The 24,716-nt window shown below is 63.0% G+C and carries 23 protein-coding genes and 2 tRNA genes; 7 read left to right on the top strand and 18 right to left on the bottom strand.

Going from position 1 to position 24,716, the window contains the following annotated elements; translation table 11 throughout:
• Positions 1–81: 81 nt before the first annotated feature.
• Positions 82–1,527 carry a proline--tRNA ligase gene (proS, locus tag O8W32_05700; GenBank protein WII08665.1) on the bottom strand — a complete coding sequence of 482 codons (1,446 nt, stop codon included), beginning with the start codon at positions 1,525–1,527 and terminating at the stop codon, positions 82–84.
• Complete coding sequence (locus tag O8W32_05695; GenBank protein ID WII08664.1) at positions 1,524–2,396, bottom strand: ribose-phosphate diphosphokinase; 873 nt, start codon at positions 2,394–2,396, stop codon at positions 1,524–1,526. The genes proS and O8W32_05695 overlap by 4 nt, the downstream gene beginning before the upstream one ends.
• A 124-nt stretch (positions 2,397–2,520) precedes the next feature.
• On the opposite strand from O8W32_05695, the gene O8W32_05690 reads away from it, so the two are divergent.
• Entirely contained in the window at positions 2,521–2,826 is a 306-nt protein-coding gene (locus O8W32_05690; GenBank protein WII08663.1) for a DUF357 domain-containing protein, read from the top strand.
• Here the strand turns inward: O8W32_05690 and O8W32_05685 are convergent.
• The 4 genes from O8W32_05685 to O8W32_05670 form a co-directional block, all read right to left on the bottom strand.
• Complete coding sequence (locus tag O8W32_05685) at positions 2,810–3,679, bottom strand: pantothenate kinase (GenBank protein ID WII08662.1); 870 nt, start codon at positions 3,677–3,679, stop codon at positions 2,810–2,812. The genes O8W32_05690 and O8W32_05685 overlap by 17 nt on opposite strands.
• Before the next feature lies 1 nt (position 3,680).
• Positions 3,681–4,868 carry a bifunctional phosphopantothenoylcysteine decarboxylase/phosphopantothenate--cysteine ligase CoaBC gene (coaBC, locus tag O8W32_05680; protein WII08661.1) on the bottom strand — a complete coding sequence of 396 codons (1,188 nt, stop codon included), beginning with the start codon at positions 4,866–4,868 and terminating at the stop codon, positions 3,681–3,683.
• Positions 4,822–5,451: a dTMP kinase gene (tmk, locus tag O8W32_05675; protein ID WII08660.1), complete on the bottom strand. Its 630-nt coding sequence runs from the start codon at positions 5,449–5,451 to the stop codon at positions 4,822–4,824. Before tmk ends, coaBC begins: the two co-directional genes overlap by 47 nt.
• Before the next feature lie 275 nt (positions 5,452–5,726).
• Positions 5,727–6,035, bottom strand: coding sequence for a DUF167 family protein (locus tag O8W32_05670; protein WII08659.1), 309 nt, complete (start codon positions 6,033–6,035; stop codon positions 5,727–5,729).
• A gap of 109 nt (positions 6,036–6,144) precedes the next feature.
• On the opposite strand from O8W32_05670, the gene O8W32_05665 reads away from it, so the two are divergent.
• Complete coding sequence (locus O8W32_05665; protein ID WII08658.1) at positions 6,145–7,263, top strand: DNA replication complex GINS family protein; 1,119 nt, start codon at positions 6,145–6,147, stop codon at positions 7,261–7,263.
• Positions 7,264–7,305: 42 nt separating this feature from the next.
• On the opposite strand, the gene O8W32_05660 is transcribed toward O8W32_05665, so the two are convergent.
• On the bottom strand, positions 7,306–8,082 hold the full coding sequence (locus tag O8W32_05660; GenBank protein WII08657.1) for an MBL fold metallo-hydrolase: 777 nt from the start codon (positions 8,080–8,082) through the stop codon (positions 7,306–7,308).
• Between the two features lie 9 nt (positions 8,083–8,091).
• The gene (locus O8W32_05655; protein ID WII08656.1) at positions 8,092–8,574 is read right to left on the bottom strand and encodes a CBS domain-containing protein; all 483 of its coding nucleotides are present in this window, start codon (positions 8,572–8,574) and stop codon (positions 8,092–8,094) included.
• Positions 8,575–8,677: 103 nt separating this feature from the next.
• Here O8W32_05655 and mgtA point away from each other — a divergent pair, with 103 nt between their 5' ends.
• Positions 8,678–11,401: a magnesium-translocating P-type ATPase gene (gene mgtA, locus O8W32_05650; GenBank protein ID WII08655.1), complete on the top strand. Its 2,724-nt coding sequence runs from the start codon at positions 8,678–8,680 to the stop codon at positions 11,399–11,401.
• Between the two features lie 95 nt (positions 11,402–11,496).
• A tRNA-Lys gene (locus O8W32_05645) sits at positions 11,497–11,573 on the top strand.
• A 214-nt stretch (positions 11,574–11,787) separates the two neighbouring features.
• Here the strand turns inward: O8W32_05645 and O8W32_05640 are convergent.
• Complete coding sequence (locus O8W32_05640; protein WII08654.1) at positions 11,788–12,198, bottom strand: DUF1828 domain-containing protein; 411 nt, start codon at positions 12,196–12,198, stop codon at positions 11,788–11,790.
• Between the two features lie 470 nt (positions 12,199–12,668).
• Here O8W32_05640 and O8W32_05635 point away from each other — a divergent pair, with 470 nt between their 5' ends.
• Positions 12,669–13,886, top strand: a complete 1,218-nt coding sequence (locus O8W32_05635) for a (Fe-S)-binding protein (protein ID WII08653.1) — start codon at positions 12,669–12,671, stop codon at positions 13,884–13,886.
• A gap of 69 nt (positions 13,887–13,955) precedes the next feature.
• Positions 13,956–16,700 (top strand): DEAD/DEAH box helicase, encoded by a 2,745-nt coding sequence (locus O8W32_05630; protein ID WII08652.1) that lies wholly within the window; start codon positions 13,956–13,958, stop codon positions 16,698–16,700.
• 21 nt (positions 16,701–16,721) lie between these two features.
• Here the strand turns inward: O8W32_05630 and O8W32_05625 are convergent, their stop codons facing one another.
• From O8W32_05625 to O8W32_05615, 3 genes are all read right to left on the bottom strand, one after another.
• Positions 16,722–17,408 carry an RlmE family RNA methyltransferase gene (locus tag O8W32_05625; protein WII08651.1) on the bottom strand — a complete coding sequence of 229 codons (687 nt, stop codon included), beginning with the start codon at positions 17,406–17,408 and terminating at the stop codon, positions 16,722–16,724.
• A 48-nt stretch (positions 17,409–17,456) separates the two neighbouring features.
• Positions 17,457–17,966, bottom strand: a complete 510-nt coding sequence (locus tag O8W32_05620; GenBank protein ID WII08650.1) for a flavodoxin — start codon at positions 17,964–17,966, stop codon at positions 17,457–17,459.
• Positions 17,967–18,203: 237 nt separating this feature from the next.
• Complete coding sequence (locus O8W32_05615) at positions 18,204–18,980, bottom strand: hypothetical protein (GenBank protein ID WII08649.1); 777 nt, start codon at positions 18,978–18,980, stop codon at positions 18,204–18,206.
• Positions 18,981–19,094: 114 nt separating this feature from the next.
• Here O8W32_05615 and purM point away from each other — a divergent pair, with 114 nt between their 5' ends.
• Complete coding sequence (purM, locus tag O8W32_05610) at positions 19,095–20,114, top strand: phosphoribosylformylglycinamidine cyclo-ligase (GenBank protein WII08648.1); 1,020 nt, start codon at positions 19,095–19,097, stop codon at positions 20,112–20,114.
• A 43-nt stretch (positions 20,115–20,157) separates the two neighbouring features.
• On the opposite strand, the gene O8W32_05605 is transcribed toward purM, so the two are convergent.
• The 6 genes from O8W32_05605 to gyrA form a co-directional block, all read right to left on the bottom strand.
• Positions 20,158–20,721 (bottom strand): DUF531 family protein, encoded by a 564-nt coding sequence (locus tag O8W32_05605; protein WII08647.1) that lies wholly within the window; start codon positions 20,719–20,721, stop codon positions 20,158–20,160.
• On the bottom strand, positions 20,721–20,870 hold the full coding sequence (locus O8W32_05600; GenBank protein WII08646.1) for a hypothetical protein: 150 nt from the start codon (positions 20,868–20,870) through the stop codon (positions 20,721–20,723). The genes O8W32_05605 and O8W32_05600 overlap by 1 nt, the downstream gene beginning before the upstream one ends.
• 1 nt (position 20,871) lies before the next feature.
• Positions 20,872–21,837: an NUDIX hydrolase gene (locus O8W32_05595; GenBank protein WII08645.1), complete on the bottom strand. Its 966-nt coding sequence runs from the start codon at positions 21,835–21,837 to the stop codon at positions 20,872–20,874.
• 43 nt (positions 21,838–21,880) lie between these two features.
• Positions 21,881–21,956: transfer RNA gene (locus tag O8W32_05590), tRNA-Phe, on the bottom strand.
• 34 nt (positions 21,957–21,990) lie between these two features.
• On the bottom strand, positions 21,991–22,242 hold the full coding sequence (locus O8W32_05585) for a hypothetical protein (GenBank protein WII08644.1): 252 nt from the start codon (positions 22,240–22,242) through the stop codon (positions 21,991–21,993).
• The gene (gene gyrA, locus O8W32_05580) at positions 22,239–24,713 is read right to left on the bottom strand and encodes a DNA gyrase subunit A (GenBank protein WII08643.1); all 2,475 of its coding nucleotides are present in this window, start codon (positions 24,711–24,713) and stop codon (positions 22,239–22,241) included. The genes O8W32_05585 and gyrA overlap by 4 nt, the downstream gene beginning before the upstream one ends.
• Positions 24,714–24,716 lie beyond the last annotated feature (3 nt).

Here is a 24,716-nt window from a genome sequence, read left to right as displayed (position 1 = left end):
GCGCCGAGGCATACCGCCGCGAAGATCAGCAGCTGCTTCTCGGTGCCGCGGGGGAAGAGGACGGGCAGGCCCCGTCCCCGTTCAGAGGGTGCGGGCGGCGTAGGCAGGGCCGCATCCTTCCTTGCCGCAGCAGACGCACCTGCCCTTCCATTCCTCGGGCCTGTAGGGGGTTCCGAGGATCTTCATGTCGTACTTGTCCTCGAACTTGTGGCCGCATTCGGGGCTCCCGCACCATCCTATCCTGACGATGCGGCCCTCGGGAATGCTCTCGGCGGACATGTCGGAGAAATCGTCGATGAACCCTTTCTGCTTCTCCTCCGCGCTCTTCATCATGTCGGAGGCTATGATGTCCAGCATCATCCGCACGCCCTGGCCGATGGACTCCAGCTCGACAGTGCCCTTGGCGCCGGTGTCCCTCCTCGCGAAGGTAGCGACGCCGTTCTCGATGTCCTTTCCGCCGATCTCGAGCCTCAGGGGCACGCCTTTGAGCTCCCAGACGTAGAACTTGGCGCCCGGCCTGCCGTCGCTGTCGTCGAGCTTGGCCCTGATGCCCGCCGATGCTAGCGCGGCCTCGGCGGCCCTGCAGACCTGCATGACCTCGGCCTCGTTGTCCTTCTTGAAGATGGGGATGATGACCGCCTGCACGGGGGCGATGGCGGGCGGGAGGACCAGTCCGCTGTTGTCCCCGTGGATGCCGACCACGGCTCCGAGCAGCCTCTCGGTCATGCCTAGGGTCGTCTGGTGGACGTACTCGTGCTCCCCGTTCTCCTTCTCGTAAGTGATGTTGTAGGGCTTGGAGAAGTTGGTGCTGTAGTAGTGGGCGGAACCGATCTGCAGGGTCCTCCCGTCGGGCATGATGGTGTCGATTCCGACAGTGTAGAACGCTCCGGGGAACTTGTCCCAGTCGGTCCTGATGAGGAAGGAATGGGGTATGCACAGCTCTCTGCACACAGCGTCGACGATCTCGATGTCCTGCTTCACCTGCCTTTCGGCGTCCTCGCGGTCGGCATGGCAGGTGTGGGATTCGAAGAAGTGGATCTCCCTGACGCGCATGAACGCGCGGGTCTGCTTGGTCTCGTACCTGAAGGTGTTGACGATCTGGAAGATCTTGAGCGGGAGGTCCTGGTGCGACCTGACCCAGAGGGAGAACATGGGGTACATGGCGGTCTCCGAGGTGGGGCGGACGACCAGCCTGATGTCCAGGGGGTTGAGGCCGGCGTGGGTGACCCAGTAGACCTCCTCGTCGAAGCCTTTGATGTGGTCCTTCTCCTTCTTGAACTCGGTCTCCGGGATCAGCAGGGGGAAGCACACCTCCTCGTGGTCCGTGGCGTCCATCTCCCTGCGTATGAAGGCGTCAATCTGCCTCATGAGCTTCCAGCCGTAGGGGGTCCAGACGTTCATGCCCTTGATGGGGTAGCGGTTGTCGCAGAGGTTCGCCTTGATGACGATGTCGTTGTACCACTCGAAGAAGTCGTCGTCCTTGGCGGTCTTCAGCTTGTCCGATTTCTCGTTTCCGGCCGTGGTCACCACTTCCCTTCCTTGGCTTCCCTGAGCGCGTCAGCGATCAGGCGGGCGACGGAGATATGGGAGACGGGGCTGTTGAGCGTGTTGCAGCTCAGCACCGAATCGAACGAGGCGCCGGTGAACCTCTCGAGGGAGTTGTTCAGGAACAGGCCGTGGGTGCAGGCGACGGATATCCCGGCCGCGCCCGCTTCCCTGAGCGCGGCGGCGGCCGCGACGATGGTCCCGCCGGTGGAGATCATGTCGTCGACGATGAGGACCTTCTTCCCCTTCACATCCGCCTCGGCGGGCGCGATGCGGACCTCGGTCCCGGACAGGCGGGTCTTGTTCAGGTGGTCGTAGGGGAGCCCCATGAAGTCCCCGACCATCTTCGCGCGCCCGGCGGCGCCGATGTCGGGGGACATGACGATGTCGATGCCCTTGGCCTTGAAGTACTCGGCGATGGCGGCGGCGGCCTTGATGTCCTTGTGGGGATGGTTGAAGTAGTTCAGGATCGCCTCCTTGTGGATATCGACGGTGATCACGCGGTCGCAGTTCATGTCCAGGTGCTGGCACATGACCTTGGCCGACTCGGGCTCCCCGGGCTTGAAGACCCTGTCCTGCCTGGCGTACCCGAAATAGGGGATGACGAGGGTGATGGTCCTCGCTCCGAGCCTCCTGACGGCATCCTGGAGGAGGAACATCTCCACGAGCTTGCTGTCCGGGAAGGTCGTCTGCACGATGACGACATCGTCGTCGAGGGATTCCCTGTCGATCCTTGTGTAGCACTCCCCGTCTGGGAAGGAGGTCGTCGCCGCCTGGATGTAGTCGCACTCGAGGATGGAGGCCAGTTCCTTGGCCAGGTCCATCGATGCAGACCCGCCTACGATTATCATGAATCCGCCATCCGCACCGCCCTTAATTACATTTCGCGCGTATGCGCGCGCATCGCCCTGACATAGAGAGCGGGAGACTCGGGGCCCGGCTGGATTTTTATCGGCGCTGAGCGATGGGGCAGGCATGGAGAACGAGGTCAAGAACATCGTAACGGACGAGAGGATCGACAGGTACCTCGACATCACCGCGCGCGCCCTGGCGAAGATTAAGATCGCCGCGCCGGAGCGTTCGTTCAACCGCCGCCTGGCGGACAGCTTCATGGAGATGGCCCAGGCCTACTACAGCGACGCCAAGCACTTCAGGGAGACCGGCGACCTGGTGACCGCCTTCGCGGCCGTCAACTATGCCCACGGATGGCTCGACTGCGGCGCCAGGATCGGCCTGTTCGACGTCGGAGGGGACGACCGGCTCTTCACCCTCTACGAGTGATGTGCGGGAGGGCTCCGGTCGAAGAGCACCCGATCGCCGGCACCCCTCCGAGGAGCTCCGATAGCTCGTCCGGCCCGCATTGGGCCACGATGCTGTTGCCGAGCATGCACATGGCGGCGGGTATGCCCGCAGAATTGAGCTCGGCCACCGCGGACGAGACCTCGGGGGCCTCGATCCCCGTGGCCGAGGAGAAGGCATTGGACTGCCTGAAGAGGTTCTCCCCGCTCTCATCGGCGGAGAACGCCTCCAGGCAGGATATGCCGGCGGCAGCGATGCGGGCGTAGTTCGCCGGGTTCACGAGGATCTTCCCGGTGTTCATCTTGGGTCCGAGGACCGCAAGTGCCAGCTTCGGCAGTTTTATGTCCGTCCCGCGCACCTCGCCGTCGGGAGGCAGGCCCGGACGGACGCGCACCGGCACGTGGGCGGGGCAGGTTATGGCCGAGACATCTCCCAGGCCTCCGCCGCCTATCAGTTCGGCCATGTGCGCCGAGACATAGGCGGCCTGCATGGTCTCCCCTTTCAGCTCGGCGGCGCAGAGGGCAGCGGCCACGGCCCCGGCGGCGCTCATCCCGAACCCCTGGCCGGTCGGTGCACCGTTCCTCACCGTGAGCTCGAACCCGCGGCCTGGCAGCATACGCGCCATGGCCGCACGGGACACGGGGAAATCCCCTTCCTCCCCGTCCACGGTGATGATAGTCTTCCCGGCGGAGCGCTCCTCCAAGGTAGCCTCGGCGCCGAGGGAGATGCGGATGCCGACGCCCACCGAGCCGATCTTGAGGAGGTCCGTCTCCTCGCTGCCCGCGCACGGCCTGAAGATGCAGGTTATGTGCCCCGGGCAGTAGGCGGAAGGCATCTCAGTTCCTTGCGATGAAGTTGAGGATGGAGTCGGAGATGGCCGCCTTGGAACCGGTGATGTCATCCGCGCCGTCCTTGGTCACCAGGATCATGGAGGCGGAGGTCTTCCCGGCGGAATCGACGTCGTTGGCCACGCAGGCCCTGAGGTCGTACTCCTCCAGCCTTCCCCTGGCCCTCTTGATCAGCTCGTCGCGGCTGAGCCCCGATTCGGCCTTGTAGCCGATGACGAACCCGCACTTCTCCCTGATCAGGGGCAGGACCTTGGGGACGGGCTTCATCTTCATCTCGAAGCCCTTCCCGCTGGGTATCTTCCCGTCGTACTTCTCCTCGGGCGTGAAATCGGCCAGGGCCGCCGGGACGATGACCACGTCGGCGTCGATGTCCGGGAGCATGGAGACGAGGTCGGCGACGGTCTCGTATTCCCTTGTAGGTATGTAGTCCGGGACGGGGACGGAGCTGGCGCCCATCCACAGCTCGACCCCGGCGCCGCGCTCGAAGGCGCGCTGGGCGAGGGACACGGCCATGAGCCCGGAGGACCTGTTGGTGATCAGGCGCATGGAGTCGAGGGGCTCCTCGCTCCTGCCGCCGATGATGAGGATCTTCTTCCCGGAGAGGTCATCGTGCGAGAGCAGCTTGATCGCCCAGGCGACCACCTCCGACACCGAAGCGGCCTTGGCGACGCCGTCGACGACCCTCGGGCCGATGATGCTGACCCCCATCTCCTTCAGGACGGCGATGTTCTTCTTAACGGTCGGGTTCTCCTCCATGTACCCGTGCATGGCGGGAGCGACCGCCACGGGGATCTCGGAGCCCAGGGCCACCGAGGCCATGGTGGTGACCGGGGTGTCGCAGATGCCGTTGGCCATCTTGGAGACCGTGTTGGCGGTAGCGGGGTAGACGAGGAAAAGATCGGCGTCCGCCGGGTCGCCGAGGTACTTGATGTGCTCGGTCTGCCCGGTTATCTCCGTGACCGGTTTCACCCCGGATGCGAACTCGAGCGCGTCCGGCGCGACCAGTTTCACCGCGGCGGGGGTCATCACGGGGATGACCTTGGCGCCGTTCCTGATGAGCTCGCGGATCAGCGAGAAGCACTGGACGGCAGCGATGCTCCCGGTGATCCCCAGCACGATGGTCTTGCCGCTAAGCTTGTTGCTCTTCTCTGCGTAGATCTCTTCGCTCGGATGCATATATTCCCTTCTGTTTCAGTAATTCGACGGCCCTGGCCAGGACCTCGTCCCGGCCCTTTGAGGCGTCTATGATCTCGAAGCCCATCTCGGAGGCCAGCCTCAGGTATTCTTCCCTGACGGCGCGCAGGTAGCCGAGCTTCTCGAACCTGCTCCTCTCCAGCCCGCGCCCCTCCACTCTTCCGAGGCTCTCCTCAGGGTCCATGTCGAGGAGGATCGTCAGGTCCGGCTCGGTGACCGAGTGCTTCTGCATGGAGACGAGCCATTCGCGGTCGGCGGCCTCGCCCATGGCGGCCGCCTGGTAGGCCGCGGTGCTCGCGAGGTACCTGTCGCAGATGACCCAGCGCCCTTCGGACAGGTCCTTCTCGATCTGCTCGGTGTGCACGGCGCGGTCGGCCGCGAACAGCAGCGCCTCGGCCGCCGGGGGTATGTCCCCGAGCGATCCGAAGCGCAGAGCGGAGCCCAGCGGGCCGTCGGTGGGCTCCGACGTGACCCATGCGTCCGGGACCAGCCCGGCCAGCCCGCGGGCCAGCGTGGTCTTGCCGGATCCGTCGATCCCCTCCAGGACCACGAACCTTCCTCTCATCCGTCCCGTAATGCCGTCCTCCCCCTATAATGCTTACAGTCGCGCGCAGACCCGTCAAATGTTTAATAGCCCTTCGCCGTACGGGAGCGCATGGAAGTCTCTGCGGACAACAAGAGGCACGCTATCATCGCCGCCATCATGGGAGTGGCGATCGTCTTCGCCCTCGTCATCGCCTATACCTACTACTGAGCCGAGCGCCTGCCCGGCCCGGATCCCGGAAATGCTTTCGCTGACGCAATAACCGGGATTCTGATTGCATCATGGCAATAACCCGTTCAGCGGTCGCTTTCCGCTGCTTTTTCCAGCGCCGCTTCGATATCCGCCGCATCCCCGCGGACGAGCACGGTCTTCTGCCTGGACGTCATGCCGGCGGTTATCTCGGACCTGCAACCGGCGATCTCCGAGAAGAGGCCGCATACGTCCTCGTCGGCCTTCCCGCCGACCGGAGGGGCGCGCACCCTGACGATGAGCCTCTTCCTCCATTCATCGAACCCGTCCAGGCAGCGTTTCGGCGAACGGGGGGAGACCAGGACATCGATCTCGAGGCCGTCCGGCCTCCTGCGGCTGACGTCCGAAATCCTCATGCTGGCACAATCTGCATGCACGCATATTACCGTTTCCTGCGGAAAACCGGTGCCGCAGGCCGGAGGTGGGAGATTATTTTAACGCGCGGGCGCATAAGACGGGCGCAAGATGTCCCTATTGGCGGACTCGCCCATGACGTTCGATGAGATCTCCGAGCTCTTCCGCGTCGAGCACAAGTCCAAAACACTGACCGAGGTCCGCAAGGACCTCTATCCGGCCATGGCGGCCCTGATCAGACAGCTCAAGTCAGAGTACGAGAGCATACTTGCCAAGGACATCGATTCCCCTCTGGCCGAGGGCATCAACGACAAGAGGAAGAAGGCCAGGGACCACGCCCGCTCGATCGTCGACCTCCGCCTGGGGAAGATATCCAAGATGGCCCTCCGCGGCTCGATGGGAGGGGACATCGACATATCCAGGATGACGAAGGAGGAGCGCGCCTTCTACGATAACATCCTGAAAGGCGCCGAGTACATGCGCGGCCTGGTCGACAGGCTCAGCGGCAATGCGCCCTTCCGGCTTCCCGACATACAGATGCCGGAGCCCAGCAAGCCGGAGCCGAACGACGGCAGGTTCCCGACGCCGTCCCCGATACCGCCCTCAGAACCTGTCAGGGAGCCGATCAAGAAACCTGAGCCCAGCAAGCCGGAGCCTGAGCCTGAGGAGATCCCTGACGACTGGGGGGCTCCCGCCGCCGGCTCCGGAAAAGCGCCTGAGGTCCGCGGGAGCGCCCCGGCCCCGTCTCCGTCCGCCTCCGAGATACCCGATGACTGGGGAGAACCTTCGGCCGATCCCCCCGACGAGAACCTGGACATCCCTGATGACGGGAAGGACACGGAAGACGACGGCCTCGACAGGATGGCCGCCATGCCCTCGGCGCCTCCGCAGCGCGCTCCCTCCCCGCTCCCGGCGGCGCAGGTCCATGACGCCCCGGCGCCGGAGGCCGTCCCCGAGGGAGGGAACGAGGATGAGGAGGAGGGCACGGACGAGGAGATGGCCCTGGACGCGGAGATGGGCATGCCGATGAGGCCCGCCTCCGCAGCGCCCAAGAAGAAGGTCAGGAACGATCTCGCCCTCATCAGGATCCTGCAGGACGCGCCGATGCCCATCGCCGGACCGGACCGCTCCTACATACTCAAGCGCGGCGACGTCCTGTACATGCCTGATGTCCTGGCACTTCCGCTCGTGCAGGCAGGCATCGCGGCAGAGATAAGATACTCGAAATGAACCGGGCCGCTTCGTGCCCATTTAATAAGCGCCGGCGCCCCTTCAGACGGTGAGGTGCCTGGTGTCCCCGGGCCTGTCCCTGGTGGGGCGGAACTCGAGGCAGTCTATCCGGAAACGCGATATCCCGGTGATGTCGGAGACGGTCTGGCGGGCATCGTCCGGCGTGTTGTTGTTCTCGCTCAGATGTGCCAGGAATATCCTCCGGTCCTTGTTGCCGGCGGTCCTCTTGATGGCGGCGGCCGTCTGCACGTTGCTCATGTGGCCGTTGCTCGAGGCGATCCTCCGTTTCGTCGCCTCCGGGTAGAACCCGTCGCGGAGCATCTGGGCATCGTAATTGGCCTCGATGATCGCCAGGTCCGCGTCGGCGAGGGCGGCCTCGATGGGGAAGCTGAGCTTCCCGGTGTCCGTGACATAGAGGATGCTCCTGTCCCCTTCGGAGATCCGGAACGCGCAGGGCTCGGCGGCATCGTGGTTGGTGGGGAGGGGAGCGATCTCCATCCCGCAGAGGGGGAAGGAACCTGATATGGTGAACGGATGGAAATCCACCCCGTCCCCGTGGTCGAAGTTCATGAAGGTCCCGACCGTGGAGTAGATGGGGATGCCCAGTTTCCTGGCGGTGACGCCGGCCCCCTGGGCATGGTCATGGTGCTCGTGCGTGAGGAGGATGGCCTTGATCTCCTTCCCGTCTATGCCCTCGTAATCCAGCATGCGCTGGGTCATGCGTCCGCTGAGGCCGTCGTCCACCATGACGGCCTCGTCGTCGCGGCGGATGACGGTGCAGTTGCCGTGGCTGCCGCTGGAAAGAACGTGGACATCCATCAACCGGCTTCAGGCCTTCTTCTTGTAGATGGCGAATATGACGTCGGAGCGCGAGACGGTGCCGACGAGGACGCCCTGCTCCAGGACCGGGAGCCTGCCCACATCCATCTTCATCATGATCCTGAGCGCCTCTATGACCTCCGCGTCGGGGGTGGTGTAGAGGATGGACCTGATCATGATGTCCGAGACCTTCATGTCCGAGAACTTCTGGTTCACGGCCGAGACGTCCGGGTCGGACTCCTTCTCGTCGAGGGGCTGCAGGAGCATCTTGTCGCCCTCGCCGGCCCTGTCGAGCATATCCTGGTAATGCAGGATGAGCTTGAGGATGTCCGTCTGGGTTATGAGGCCCAGAACATGGTTCCTGTTGTCGACGACCGGTGCGCCGGTGACGTTGTCGAGAGCCATCTTTATGACCGCCTGCCTGACCGTGTCGGTCGGCTTGACAGTGATGACCTGGGTCGTCATCAAATCCCTTACCCTTATCTGGACCATTGCTTCCCCATCGTCGGACAACGATAAAATCATTGCCTTCTGCAGTCAGAGGGCCTTCCCTGGGTCGGCCTGAAATAAATATCATAAGGACATTCGGCCACCTGTGGTAGAAGGTCAGGCTGCATCCACGGACAGGCTCAGGAGAGCGGCGGGCGAGACTGCGGAGGAGGTGCTCAGGGAGTACGGCAGCCATACCGACGGCCTGAGCGCCGAGGAGACGACCGTTTCCCGTGTCAAATACGGGAACAACGTCCTTTCCGCGGGGCCCCGCTTCCAGAACCTGAGGAGACTCGTTCACGCGTTCTCAAACGTCTTCATCCTCGTTCTGGCGGCGATAGACGTCCTCTGGATGGTCATCGACCCCGACATCATCTATTTCATCATCCTCACGTCGCTGATCATCATCAGCGGAGTGGTCACTTTCGTGCAGGAGTACCGCAACAACCGGGCCGCCGACGCACTGATAAGCATGGTGACCACGGAGATTACCGTCCGCCGCGACGGCATAGAGACCGATGTGGAGTCCCGCGAGATAGTCGTCGGGGACATCATCGTCCTGGACACCGGGGACATCATCCCCGCCGATGCCAGGATCATCGACTCCAACCACCTGAAGGTCGACCAGTCCGTCCTCACCGGCGAGGCCGACAGCCAGACCAAATCGTCTGACCCAGTATCGCTGGGGGAGGAGGATTCCGTCCTCGGCTGCAACAACCTCGCGTTCTCCGGCACCGCCGTCGTCGGCGGGTCCGCCGAGGCGATGGTCGTCGCCGTGGGGAACGATACGGTCCTCGGGGCGATGACGGACAGGCTGTCCGCCAAGAAGCCTCCGACAACCTATGACGAAGGGAGCAAGGCCATCGTCAACCTCCTGCTCAAGATCATGCTGTACATGGTCCCGGCCGTGTTCGCGATCATGATGATCCGCGGGTACTTCAACACCGAGACCGAGCTCACCGACGACCTCATTGACGCGGTGAAGTACTCGGTGTCCCTGGCCATCGGCCTGATGCCCGAGATGCTCCCGACCATCGTGTCCGCCAACCTCGCGAAGGGGTCCATCGAGATGGCCAGGAAGAAGGTCATCGTGAAGGACGTCACGGCCATCCAGAACTTCGGAGCCATGGACGTCCTCTGCTCCGACAAGACCGGGACGCTGACCCAGAATAGCATCAGCCTCCACTTCTGCAGCGATCCGGGAGGGAGGGCCTCCGAGCGTGTGAGGCTCCTCGCCTGCATAAACTCCCATAACCTGATGTCGGCGACCAACCAGATCGACTGGACACTCGACGAGACTGCCGAGGAGGAGTACCTGACCGAGGAAAGGGACGAGTACGCCTACGTCGCCGACGTCCCCTTCGACTTCAACCGCCGGCGCGCCACTGCGGTGGTCGACGGGCCGGAGGGGAGGATCGTCATCTCCAAGGGCGCCATGCCCGAGATCCTCTCGATCTCCACCAGGTACAAGGACGAGAACGGCGGCATCAGCCCTCTCGACGACCGGAAGAAGAACGAGATCGTCGACAGCATCCGCGACTACAGCGCCCGCGGCATGCGCGTCCTGGGAGTCGCGTCCCGCCCCGGAGACCCTGCCAAGAAGGACTTCACCGCCGACGACGAGAAGGACCTCATCCTCGAGGGACTCATCGTGTTCACCGACCCCATCAAGCCCTCCGCCAAGGAGGCCATCGGCAAGCTCCGCGAGGGCGGGATCGACGTCAAGGTGCTCTCCGGGGACAACGAGTTCGTCTCCAAGTACGTCTGCGACCAGATCGGGATACCGACCGGGAAGATCCTCGTCGGGCCCCAGATCGCCTCCATGAGCGATGAGGAGCTCAGGAAGGAGGTCGAGGAATGCTGCGTGTTCGCCCGCCTCAACCCCAACGACAAAGGGAGGATAGTCACCGCCCTGGGCGACAACGGCCACACGGTCGGCGCCATCGGGGACGGCATCAACGACGTCATAGCGATGAACGCGGCCGATGTCGGAATATCTGTGGACACCGGCACCGACATCGCGAAGGAGGCCGCCGACATGATCCTCCTGGAGAAGGACCTCAACATACTCCGCACCGGGGCGATCGAGGGCAGGAAGGTCTACGTCAACTCGATCAAGTACGTGAAGATGATCGCCTCGATCAACTTCGGTTACATGATCTCCCTCATCATCGGGACCATCCTGTTCAACTTCGAGCCCATGGGCGCGGCCATGATCCTCGTGTTCAACCTCATCAACGACATCGCCTGCCTGTTCATCTGCATGGACAAGGTCGAGGACAAGTTCGTCGAGAGACCGAGGAAATGGGAACCGGAGAACCTCTGGAACGTCATGTACCGCTACGGACCGATGTGCGTGGTCACGGACCTCCTGTCCTGGGCCTTCTTCGTGTTCGTGGTCATGCCCACCGTCGGCATCTCGCCCGACGGCTACGACTTCACGAACGCCTCCGAGGCCGTCCTCTCCGGCAAGCCGCTAGATTCCATAGACAGCCTGCTGCCGGTCGCCGTGCTCTTCCAGTCGATGTGGTTCATCGAGCAGTTCTGGATGCAGGTATGGGCGATCCACATCGTGAGGACGGACAGCCTGCCGTTCTTCCAGACGTGCTCCGCGAAGATCCTCATAGTGACCACCATAGCGGCGCTGGCCGTCGGTACGTCGCTGCCGTTCATAACCCCGCTGTGGGAGGCGATCTCCGGATGCACCGACCTGCTGTCGATCCCGCTCTGGGCGCTGCTCTGGATGCCGTTCATCGGAGCGGTCTACTTCACCGGGGCCCATCTCATCAAGAGGCACATGCTCAAAACCAAGGGTTATTTCGCCTGCTGATGCCAGGATGCCCGGGGTTCGGGGCCCCGGGCGTCCTGAAACCTCTTCGCCAATCGGTATAGTTAAATACCACAATAATATGGGCAGATTTACAAGGGCTTGTAGCTCAGCTAGGTAGAGCGTTCGACTCTTAATCGAACGGCCAAGGGTTCGAATCCCCTCAAGCCCGCCAATTTTTCTGTCCAGCATATTAGTTCCCTGAAACTGATAAAGAATAGCTTTCCGTTCTCCGCCGGCATCGGAACAGACCGCTGCGATTCGCAAAGCCATCACGGCTGAGATATCCGAAGCGACATCCAGCGAGTATGATGCCGTGAAAAACCAGCCCTGTCTGAATCCGTCGTCTGTCGGACAGCTTTCCGGCACTCCCAAAGCACGCCTAGGCATCAGGAGGGCATGATACGCGCGTTCCGGCGGTTCAGATAGAGCAGGTCTGCCGCCCCGAGGATGACCTGCACTATGGACCTGATGGCGCCACCGGCATCCGTCTCCCCTATCGGTACCCATATGCAGCCCCCATCATATCTAGCATAGCTGCATGGCGGCGTCCTCGTAAGGGCGGACATCTGGGACTCGGTGAGCTCGAAATCCTCGTAGGACAACCACATAACAGTGTGGCCGTTGTCGGTCAGCACCCAGCCGTTCTCTCCTCTGCGGAGGACGATATACAGCTCGTCGCCGTCCTGGAAGAAATACCCAGTATGTATCCGGTAAGTATCTTTGCCGACTTCTTCCGCCGAGACCTCCGGGCACAGAGCCTCCTTCATCTCCGCTATCATCCCATCGACATCAGCCATGCTCAGCGAGCTCCTGATGCCGGCAACCATTTCGTACTTTATATCAGGCGCTGTCTGGACATGACCGCGATCGGTCTGCTGTCTCTAATTCCGGTGCGATCATCGGGATGCGTTAACTATCTCGCACTCCGGCAGCATACATAAGTTCGATCGCAGCTGACGTTTTCCCGCAGATGTATAAGAAATCTGACATCTGGCTCATATGGTCTAAAACCCAGTGGCGAATTCAGACAGACTGCCGGGACGGTACATCTCTTGGCTGTATCGCCTTCCCAGGGAACAGCATCGATGCGCGCATCCTCCCGCTGGCACATTTCCTTCCATGCGGCACGGAAATGACCGCGCGCGCCGCCGAGGCATTCAGACCGTCCAGCGTGTCCCACAAAAGGCTTATTAAACAAGTTTCCTCTTTCCTGCTAATATTAAGAAAGCGGCTGCAATCCGCTCTCTTCCGGACAGAGGTTTTCAAGATGGAAGCAAAAGAAGCCCCGAAATCGGTCATCCCCGCGAAGATGCCGTTCATCGAGCAATATCTCACCGCCTGCGTTCAGTGCGGTTACTGCATCTCGGTATGCGAAGCCCACAGGCAGACCCCCTGGGAGTCTGACACTCCCCGCGGCAAAATCTACTACATGAACCAGATCAACGTGGCCGGTCCGATGGACAAGCCCCTGAAGAGGGTCGCCTCGCTCAACCCCTACTTCGTCGATGCCATGTACAAGTGCACCGGCTGCGGGAACTGCGAGGCCGTCTGCCACGCCAAGATCCCCCTGGTCGAGCTCTGGGAGTCCCTCAGGGCCTGGATCGTCGAGAACGGCATGGGGCCCCTCAACGCCCACAAGGGCATGGCCGAGAAGGTCGCCAAGGTCCGCAACCCGTACGGCGGCGACCAGAAGCACCGCGGCGACTGGTGGCCTGCAGAGGTCCCCAAGTACGACGTGCCCGATGTGATCTTCTTCGCAGGATGCACCGGCTCCTTCAGGCAGCAGACCATCCCCCAGACCGGCGTCCGCGTCCTCAACAGGGCAGGCGTCAAGATGAACATCCTCGGCGAGGACGAGTGGTGCTGCACCTCCCCCCTCCTGAGGACCGGCGACGACAGCTACTCCCTCGAGTGCGCCGAGCACATCGTCGAGAAGGCCGACGGAATGGGCGCCAAGGACATGGTCATGACCTGCTCCGGATGCTTCAAGACCGTCTCGACCGACTTCGGCAAATACTACGCCAAGGTCGGACAGAACGTCTACCACTTCACCCAGTACGTCAACAACCTCATCAAGACGAGGAAGCTCGCCATCCTCCAGCCCTTCCCCCACAAGGTCACCTACCACGACCCGTGCCACCTCGGAAGGCACATGGGAGTGTACGAGGAGCCCAGGGAGATCCTGAAGGCCATCAAGGGCCTCGAGTTCGTCGAGATGTCCAGGAACAGGGCCAACTCCAGGTGCTGCGGCGCCGGAGGAGGCTACAAGTCCCAGTTCAACAACTTCGCCGTCAGGATCGCCGCCGACAGGATCAGGGATGCCGAGGCCACCGGCGCCGAGATCCTCGTCACCGCCTGCCCGTTCTGCGTCACCAACCTGAGCCAGGGCGCTAAGGCGATCAACTCCAAGATCAAGGTCATGGACATCGGCGAGATCCTCCTGCAGGTCACCGCGCCTGCCGAGAAGCCTTCGCAGAAGGCCTGAACGAAACGCTGCTGACGGCCTTCGGGGCCGCTTCCATCCCCCGAAGGCCGCGTTTTCCCTTTTTTGAACATGCCCTTCGATACGCTCGGCCAAGCCGTTGTAGATGCTCTGGCCGGGATGGGCATAACCGAGCCCACAGATCCCCAGAAGGACGCCATACCCAGGATCCAGAAGGGCGAGAACGTTCTCGTCGTCGCCCCCACCGGGATCGGGAAGACCGAATCCGCGATGCTGCCGATCTTCGACAGCATATACTCCACCAACAGCGGCGAGGGCATCCGCTGCATATACATCACGCCGCTCAGAGCGCTGAACCGCGATATGCTCCGCAGGATGTCGGACCTCGGGTCCAAGCTGGGGATAACCGTCGGGGTCCGCCACGGGGACACGCCGGCCGCCGAGAGGCAGAGGCAGTCCAAGAACCCCCCTCAGATCCTCATCACCACCCCCGAGACGCTGCAGGTCATGTTCACCGGCAAGAACCTGAGGTCGGCGATGAAGAGGGTCCAGTGGGTGGTGGTCGATGAGATCCATGAGCTCGCCGGCAACGAGAGAGGCGCCCAGCTGGCGGTCGCCCTCGAGAGGCTCACCCTGCTCTGCGGCGAGTTCCAGAGGATCGGCCTGTCCGCGACCGTCGGCAACCTGGAGGAGGTCCGCGATTACCTGGCCGGGGCCGGGAGGAAGGTCTCCCTGTGCAAGCATGATTCGTTCAGGGACTTCTCCATCAAGGTCGAATGCCCCGTACCGAAAGAGGAGGATGCCGCCCTGCAGGACAAGCTGCAGGCCGACCCAGACATCCTGGCGGTGATGAAGCGCGCCCGCGAGCTCATCGACAGCGTCACCTCCGCCCTGTTCTTCGTGAACACCCGCGAGACGGCCGAGTGGCTGGCATCCCGCTACCTCATGTGGGACGAGAAGTACCCCATAGGCGTCCACCACGGGTCACTGTCCAAGGAGCACAGGACCGAGACCGAGGACGCGTTCAAGACCCAGAAGCTGAAGGCCCTCATCTGCACATCGTCGCTGGAGCTGGGGATCGACATCGGATCGGCCGACCTCGTGCTGCAGTACAACAGCCCGAGGCAGGTGGCACGCATGACCCAGAGGGCCGGCAGGGCGGGCCACCGCGTCGGCGGGAAGATCCGCGCGGAGATCCTCGCCACCGCCCCGGACGAGATCGCGGAGGCCATGGTGGTGGCCCGCAGGTGCGAGGAGAAGCTCATGGAGCACGGCGCGGGCCGCCCCTCCCCCCTCTCGGTCCTGGCCAACCAGCTGGTCGCCATGACCATGACCGGGGCCATCGATGCGGACCGGGCGTTCGCGCTCATCAAGCGCTCCTACCCGTTCAAGGACCTCGAACGCTCCGTCTTCGACGCCACCGTGGAGCAGCTGAAGTCCATCCGCATCCTCCTGGAGTACGACGGGTCCCTCAAGAGGTCCCGCAAGGGCATGGAGTACTTCTACAGCAACATCTCGATGATCCCCGACGAGAAGATCTACCTCGTCCGCGACATCGGCTCCCGCGCGGTGATCGGCACCCTGGACGAGAACTTCGTCGCCACCCTGGAGGAGTCCGAGGCGCTGTTCATCGCCAAGGGAAGGACCTGGAGGGTCATCGAGGAGAGGGAGAACGAGCTGCTGGTCGAGGAGGCCAAGACCGTCGGCAACGTGCCGGCCTGGGAAGGCTCCGACATACCCGTCCCGTTCGAGGTCGCGATGGAAGTGGGCCATCTCCGCCGCGTGAGGGACTACGGGCGCTATCCGGGGGACAAGGCGGCCGTTGAGCGCATAGACGGGTACTTCTCGGGCCAGACGGAGAAATGGACCATGCCCGACGACCGCACCGTCACCATCGAGACCGGCGACAGGCTGGCCATCATAAACTGCTGCTTCGGGAGCAGGGTGAACGAGACCCTCGCCAAGATCGTGTCGGCGCTCCTGATGGCCAGGATAGGGGAGAGCATCGGCCTCACCACCGACGCTTACCGCATAATCATCCAGCTGCCCAGGAGCATCGATCGCAGGGTCGTCAGGGACACCTTCCTCTCGATCAGGCCGGGGACGGTAGAGGCGCTCTGCAAGCTCTCCATCCTGAACTCCAGCCAGCTGAAATGGCGTTTCGTGAACATAGCGAAGAAGTTCGGCATCATCGAGAAGGGCGCGGACCGCCGCTACATCAACTACGGCAGGCTCTTCGACCTCCACAAGGACACTCCCGCCTACAACGACGCCTTCAACATGGTCATCTGGGAGGACCTCGACGTCCCGGACACCGAGACCGTGGTCAGGCTGATATCCGAGGGGAAGATCAAGGTCGTGGAGCAGGGCATCTCCGATATCGGCCTCGAGGGGATCACCCGGACCAAGGAGCTGATGCAGCCCGCCCGTGCGGACCATGCCATCCTGGCCGCCATGAAGAAGAGGCTGGAGTCCGAGGTCCTCTACGCCACCTGCCTCAGCTGCAAGAACCAGCGCCGGGTGGTGGTCGGCCAGTCCCCGAAGAAGTTCGTCTGCCCCAAATGCGGGGGCTACATGATCGCGCTCCTGAAGGACTACGAGCGCGATGAGATCGCCGACTTCGCCAAGCCGGACAGGGATGCCAAGGGGAAGAACACCGACAAGAGGATCGTCAAGAACGCCAACCTCGTGAACTCCTACGGCGGGAAGGCGGCGATCGTCCTCGCCGGCAGGGGCATCGGGCCCGAGGTCGCGGCCAGGATCCTCATGAAGATGCACGTGGACGAGGACGACCTCCTGCGCGACATCATGGCCGCAGAGGTCAGGTACGCCCGGACCAAGAGGTTCTGGGACTGATACAGAGGACCGTCCGGACGGTCAGAAGTTCCCGCCCTTCGGCTTGAAATCAGGCTCCTCGGGCGCGGCCTCCAGTTTCCTGGGCTTGACATTGTGAGTCCCCAGGAATCCTTTGGAGATGACGTAGACCTCGGAGGAGGTCGGGCGCGACGCATCGGGAGAGTGGACGATGACCTTCTCGAACCTCTTGTCGAGCTCCTTGGTGAGGCTGTCGAAGAGGTCCCCCATGAAGACCTTCATGACGCAGCGCCCGCCTTTCTTGAGGATGCGGTCGCATACGTCCACGGCGTACATGCAGAGCTCTATCGACCTCGCGTGGTCCATCGAGTACTGGCCGGCGATGTTGGGCGCCATATCGGAGAGGACGACGTCCACCTTGCCCCCGACCATTTCGAGGAGGCGTATCATGGTGGAGTCCTCGGTGATGTCCCCGATGATGAAGTCCACCCCGGGGAGGGGATGGATGTAGCGGAGGTCCACACCGATGACCTTGGAGGTGTCGCCCACGCGCTCGCGGGCCACCTGGGACCATCCTCCGGGGCAGGCCCCGAGGTCGACGACGTTGTCGCCCTCATGGAAGATGTGGAAGCGGTCGTCGATCTGCATCAGCTTGTAGGAGGCCCTCGAGCGGTACCCCTCTTTCTTCGCAAGCTTGTAGTAGTATTCGCTGTGGCGTTCAGCGACCCATCTGTCGTGCAGATCGGACACGGAGTTCCCATCAGTGCCGGGGATATAAGAATGTACCCCGGGAACGGCTCAGGACTGCATCCCGGCGAGCTCCTTCACCGATCCGATCCAGGACCTGACGTCCTTCTCCGGGGTCACCATATCGGGCCCGCCCTCGGAGTCGAACCTCACCTCCATGGGGCACTCGATGCGCGCGCCCCTGCATTCGGCCCTGATGTCGTCCATGAGATGCCCCGGCCAGCCGCCGTTAGTGGCCAGAGGGACGACTGTCCTCCCGTTCCAATCGACCGAGCGGACGTAGGAGAGCATCGCAGGGGCCATGGTGTACCACCAGGTCGGGGTGGCGAGGACGATGATCTCATAATCATCCGGATTCCTGCTGATGGGCTCGATCTCGGGCGTGAATCCGTCCTCAACCTCCCTCTGTCCCTGGTCTACGGTCTCATTGTAGTCCTTCGGATAAGGGACAGCTGTCTTTATCTCGGCGTAATCCGCACCCAGAGCATCGCGCAGCACCCCGGCGATGCGCGAGGTGTTGCCGTTCGACCATGAGTAACAGACAATCAGGACCCTTTTCATGGGCGGTTTATTTACATCGTGTCATATATATGATGCGGTACTCACATGGGCACCAGGACCGCCGCCCACGGCGGTTCTCGTGCTGACGCTGTAAACGTCCCTGATCTTCTCTCGATGATGATCCGCATCTATGATCTGGGACTTGACTTATGCCGGACCCCGCCGGCAGCCATTGCCACCTATTTCCTGGACTTCTTCACAGTGGACTGCGGGATGAACGGGAGAGAACTAAACCGATCAGCGGGCGAACGCTTCGGAAATGAGGTCCTTCAGGATGTAGGTCACACCCGGGCACAGGCCGATCTCGTGCGTGTAGGTAATGCGGCGGGGACCTCCCGGAGTCTCGAAACTGCGGGCCCTGGCACTTCCATTCAGACCGAGCTTCCCGGGGATGTCCTCTGTGGTATGCTTCCCGGGGGAGACGAACATGGGGATGACGAGGATATCCTTCCCCGCGCGCATGAGGCCGCTCAGCGCCTCCTCCACACCGGGACTCTGGAACTCATTGTAGGCCACCTCCGTGAGGTACCCCCTCTCCTTCAGGTATCCGGCGCAGGGTTCGGCGCAGGGCACCCCTTCCTTCCCGTTGCTGCCGTGGAACACCAGCATGACGGAGGTTCTCTCCGGCGATGCCCCGTTCGCGTCGCACGCCTGAACCAGGACCGTCCTCATCTTCTGACGGCCCCCGAACGTCCCGGTGAAGACAATGTCCGCTTCCTTCCCGCCGCCGGACACCCTGCCCGACATCGCTCCGGGGGAAAGACCCAGCTTCATGCGCACGACCTTGTCCGGAAGGTATCCATCGGTCATGAACAGGGGCAGGGCGATGATCCTTTCGATCCCGTCCGCCGCCATGGCCGAGGCGGTCTCGGCGATGCCCGGCAGGCTGTGCAGGTATGCGGTGCGCACCTCCATGCCCGTCTGCTTCGTTATGCGCTCCGCATGGAAGGAGGCCGCGTCCGCGGCCCCTGCGGAGTCCCCTCCGTGCGCGATGATCAGCACCGCTGTCCTCATGGGGAACGGGAACGGCGGGCGGACGGATAAAGATGCCTTCATTGAAATGACGCCCGAGCGGCCCGTTTCGGCGAACAATAATTAAGAGGCGGACGGATGACCGATGCGATAACAATGGCAGCAGGATGGACGTACTCCAAAGCGGGCGTTAACATCGACAAGAAATCAAGCTCGATCGAGTCCCTGGTGCAGAACCTCACCTACCGCAGGTCCGGGATCGGCCAGATGGTCAGGAAGTCCGGCCTCTTCGCCAGCCTCGTCGACATGGGCGACCGGTACATCACCCTGGCCACCGACGGGGTCGGCACCAAGATCCTCATCGCCGAGCAGCTGGGCATCTGGGACACCATCGGGATCGACTGCATCGCGATGAACGTCAACGACACCATCTGCGTCAACGCGCAGCCCGTCTCCTTCGTCGATTACGTGGCCATCGACAGGCCGGACGAGGAGGTCACCGGGAAGATCGGCGTCGGGCTGAACAGAGGCGCCGAGCTCTCGGACATGGAGATCGTCGGCGGGGAGATAGCAGTCCTGCCCGAGATCGTGAAAGGGCTCGACCTATCCGGGACCTGTATGGGAATGGTGGACAAGGACAGGATCATTACCGGCGACGCATGCCGCAAGGGCGACCTCATCGTCTCCCTGAAGTCCTCCGGGATCCATTCCAACGGCCTCACCCTCGCCAGGAAGATAGTCGAGTCTGCAGGCATGAAGATGACCGACAGCGCCCCCGGGCTGAACCAGTCCGTGGGGAAGGAGCTCCTGACCCCCACCGAGATCTATGTGAAGCAGGTGCTCGGGATCACCTCGAAGCACGAGGTCCACGGGCTCGTCGACATCACCGGAGGCGGCCTCAGGAACATACTGAGAATGGCCAAGGGATGCAGGTACGTCATCGACGACCCGGTGAAGCCCCAGAGGATATTCGAGCTCCTCGTGGAGATGGGGAACGTCGACACCAGGGAAGCGTACCAGACGTTCAACATGGGCATGGGATTCACCATCATCGCGCCCGAGGAGGACGCGGAGGACATCGCGAAGGAGAACCCCAACGCACAGGTCGTCGGGCGCGTCGAGGAAGGCTCCGGAGTGCTCTACGCCCCCGAGAACATCCTCTACGACCATTACTGAAACCTATCGGGGGCCGAAAGCCCCCGCGGATGTTTTCCCGGCCTCAGTCGGGATTGAGGACGGCGTCAATCTTCCCGCATACGGCACCGAGAGCGGTGCAGGTCTCCAGCGAGAAGCACCCTCCCGTCACCTCGTAATCGATGTCGGAGATGTCATGGACCTCCTTCGGGGTGCCGTGCGGGCCGATGCCGAAGACCAGCAGCACCGACTGCCCCCCTTCTATGAGGGCGGCGAGCTCCGAGGTGCGCATCTGCTTCCCTCTGTCCGGCCTGCAGGTGGTCAGCACGACCTTACCCAGCTGCGGCGGGAACCCTTTGTTGGGGAACGGGAACGTCTGGAAACGTCCCAGCTCGGCGAGCTTCTGGAAATTGCCGCCGTGGGCGCCGATGCTGGTCGTACCGGCGATGAAATCCGCGATCTCCACAGGCGTCTTGGCGTCCTCCGGGATGGGGAAGCCGAACAGTGCCAGGTTCATCCCGAAGGCCATGGCGAGGTCCCCCGCGCGGGCGATCACCCTGCGGTGTGGCTCCCTGAACGTCCTGGGGTCGTAGGCGTTGTAGATCCCGATGGTCACGCGGCCGCGGCGGCCGCCTTTCGCGTAAACCATCATTCAGGCCTCCTGCGCGCGACGATTGCATACCTGTCCCCGTCCATGAATATCTCGTACCCCTTGTATTTCGGATCGCTCTTGAGGCTCTGGATCCTCTCCATGACCTCGCCCAGGGTGAGGGACGTGGTCTTGAGATCGATCAGCACCTCATCGGTGTCTTCGCTGGCCGTCTCCGCCGCCTCCTGAGCGCTTCTCCCCGCTGCGCTGCCCGTGCCGGCGGCGGCCTCTGCCTCCGCGCGGCGCTCCCTGGGCAGGGGTGCCGGTCCGGGGCCTGCCTGACGGCTGCGCCTTCGGTGCGTTCCCCTTAGGGCCCTTGGGCGCGGACCCTTCCCGCGGCCTCCTGTCCTGCGGGCGGCGGGGCGTCCCGGTCTGGTTTCCGCCCTTGGTTTCCTGGTCTCCGCGGCGCCCGGACTTTCTCCTGCCGGTGCCCTTGGCGGGCGGGCGGACCGGCCTGGGGGAGTCCGTCCGGTCCTTGGAGGCGTTCTGCTTCCGTTCCCTGTTGTCGGAGCGGGGCCGGGCGGGCTTCTCCGCACCGGGGCCGGCAGGGGCTCCGGACGCCTTCTTCTTCGGCCTCCTGCCTTCGCGCTTGGGTATGAGGCCCTTCTCCTCGGCCTCCCTGATGATGCGGTAGCCGAAATGGCGGGACCTGGGAGAGATGTTCCACCTGCTGCGGGAGCGCATCATCTCGGCGAACTCCTCGCGGGGGACCCATCTGTAATCCTGGGTCTCTCCGGCCTGCAGCTTCACCGAGTCCTTGGGGATGTCCGTGGAGAGCGAGAACTCGTAGATTATCGAGCGGAACTTGTCATCGGGGTAGAACCCTTCGGACCTCATCCCCGTGCCGTCGATGCCGGTCTCCTCGCGCAGCTCGCGCATCGCGCACTGCTCGGGGGACTCCCCCTTGAGGGCGGATCCTCCCGCGGAGGCCTCCCACATCCCGCCGAAGGACTTCCTCCTGTCCCTCTGCACCAGGAGGACGCTGCCGTCGGTGTTGGTGACGGCCACTGTGCAGATCATGTGATAGAGCCCGTTGGGGATCCGGTGGCCTCTGACGAGGTCGCCGCCGGCAGGGGTGCCGTCGCGGTGATATGAGTCCCAGATCTCCTTGTTCATGATACGATGCTCCGCAGACGAGATCAGAGGAGGTAAAAATGCATGGTGCCGCCAGCCGGGTTCGAACCAGCGACCTCATGATCTTCAGTCATGCGCTCTCCCAACTGAGCTACGGCGGCTTAGACTTCCGTTAAAGTCCCCTCTATTATAAACTTACCGTCTTCCGCGGCACATGGGGCGGCGGCCTGGGGGGAACGGACCGCGCCCGAAGCCCCGCCGGAGGCTGCGGCGGAGCAGGAATGCCAGCAGGAAGCAGGCGATGCAGACGGCGGCGAACACCGCCCCCAGGCCCGCATCGCCGCCGGCGAAGCTCATGGCCGAGGCCGCCAGACAGAGGATGCCGGCCACGAGGCCGAAGAAGGCCAGGAACCACCTGGCCCCGTCCTCCGCCGAGGCGGCGCTCACTGCTGCTCCTCCGTTTCGTCATCGCAGCGGACGCCGGAGGGGTTCACGGGCTCCACGGCGGTGATCCTGTCGCCGTCGCGGAGGTCCATGACCCTGACGCCCTGCGCCGACCTGCCGGTCTTGCGGATCGAGCCGACGTCGATGCGGATGATCTTGCCGGACTCGGAGACCAGCATGAGCTCGTCGCCGTCCTCGACCTTGCGCACGGAGACCACGGCGCCGCTCTTCTTGGTGAGCTTGATGGTGGTCACGCCCTTGGAGCCGCGGTGGTGCTTGGTGTAGTCGTCCACGGAGGAGATCTTCCCCATGCCGAACTCGGTCACGGTCAGGAGCTGGTCCTGCGGGTGGACCACGGTCATGGACACGACGTGGTTGTTCAGGCCCAGGTTCATGCCCTTGACGCCCATGGCGGCGCGCCCTGTCGGCCTGACCTCCTTCTCGTCGAACCTGCAGGCGAGCCCGTCGTCGGTGGCGAGGATGATGTCGGACCCGGCCTCGACCTTGGCGGCCTCGACCAGGCTGTCGCCGTCATCGATGTTGAGCGCGATGATGCCCTTGTTCCTCACATTGCCGTAGGCGGACAGCTGGGTCTTCTTGAACAGGCCGTTCCTGGTGCAGAACGCCAGGAACTGGTCGTCCGGGAAGGCGGAGGTGGGGATGACCGTGATGACCGTCTCGTCCTCATGCAGGTCCGGCAGCAGGTTGACGATCGGCTTGCCTTTGGCCTGCCTGCTCCCCTCGGGGATGGCGTATCCCTTGAGCCAGAGGATCCTGCCGGTGTTGGTCACGAACATGAGGTAGTCGTGGGACGAGGCCACGAACATTGTCTTGACGTAGTCCTCGTCCTTGGTCTCCATGCCCTTGGTGCCGACGCCGCCGCGGGACTGCTGGCGGTAGGCGCGGAGGGGTATCCTCTTCACGTAATCGGCCGCCGACAGGGTGTAGACCGTGTCCTCCTTGGGTATGAGGTCCTCGGCGTTGACGTCGATGGCGTCCCTGTTGATCTGGGTCCTGCGGGCGTCGCCGTAGGTGTCCTTCATCTCCTTGAGCTCGGACTTGATGATGGCGTCGATCCTCGCAGGCTTGGCCAGGATGTCCTTCAGGTCCTCCATGGTGGCGATGAGGTCGTTGTACTCCTTCCTGAGCGCGTCGATCTCCAGGCCGGTCAGCTTCTGGAGCCTCATGTCCAGGATCGCCTGGGCCTGCTGCTGGTCGATGCCGAGCAGGTTCTGCAGGCCCTGGTTCGCCTCGGGCCCGGAAGTAGAGCCCCTGATGAGGGCGATGGTCTGGTCGAGCATGTTCAGCGCCTTGATCAGGCCGTCGAGGATGTGGAACCTCTCCTCGGCCTTCCTCAGGTCGAACTGGGTCCTGCGGGTCACGACGCTCCGCCTGTGGCCGATGTACTGGTCGATGAGCTGCCTCAGGCCGAGGAGCTTCGGCACGTCCTTGCCTTTGGCGTCCTTCACCAGGGCGAGGTTGATGATGCCGTAGGTGATCTCCAGCTGGGTCTTCTTCATCAGGTTCTCCAGGACCACGTCGGGTATGGCGTCCTTGTGGAGCTCGATGACGATCCTCATCCCGTGGCGGTCGGACTCATCCCTGAGGTCGCTGATGCCGTTGACCGCCTTGTTCTTGACGAGCTCGGCTATGCTCTTGACGAGCTCGGCCTTGTTCACCTGATAGGGGATCTCGTCGACGACGATGGCCTCCTTCCTGCCGCTGTCCTCGATGTGGGTCTTGGACCTCACCTTGATGCGGCCGCGGCCGGTGGTGTAGGCGTCCACGATGCCCGAGATGCCGTTCACGATGCCGCCGGTGGGGAAGTCGGGCCCCCTGACGAACTGCATCAGCTGCTCGACGCCCGCGTTGTCCGGATTGTCGATGGCGTACATGATGGCGTCGCAGACCTCGTTGAGGTTGTGGGGTGGCATCTTGGTCGCCATGCCCACGGCTATGCCGTCGGACCCGTTCACGAGCAGGTTCGGGAACTTGGACGGGAGCACGGTGGGCTCCTTGACGGTGCCGTCGAAGTTGTCCATCATGTCGACGGTGTCCTTGTCCAGGTCCATCAGCAGGTCGCTCGCCATCTTGGAGAGCCTGGCCTCGGTGTAACGCATCGCGGCCGGCGGGTCCCCGTCGACGGATCCGAAGTTACCCTGGCCGTCGATCAGCGGATACCTGAGGGAGAACGGCTGCCCCATCCTCACCATGGCGTCGTACGCGGACGAATCGCCGTGGGGATGGTAATGACCCAGCACTTCTCCGACCACGGTGGCCGACTTCTTGTGGGGCCTGTTGTACGCCAGTCCCATGTCGTACATGGCGTACATGATCTTCCTGTGTACCGGCTTCAGGCCGTCGCGCGCGTCCGGAAGCGCCCTGCTGACGATGACCGACATCGAGTAATCGATGTAGGATTTCTGCATCGTCTTCTCGACTGTTTCCTTGATGATCCTCTCTTCGCCTTCCATGGG

It is taken from the genome of Methanomassiliicoccales archaeon LGM-DZ1 (genome assembly GCA_030168595.1).
GTDB lineage: Archaea > Thermoplasmatota > Thermoplasmata > Methanomassiliicoccales > Methanomethylophilaceae > Methanomethylophilus.
This window is presented reverse-complemented; position numbering and strand designations above follow the sequence as displayed.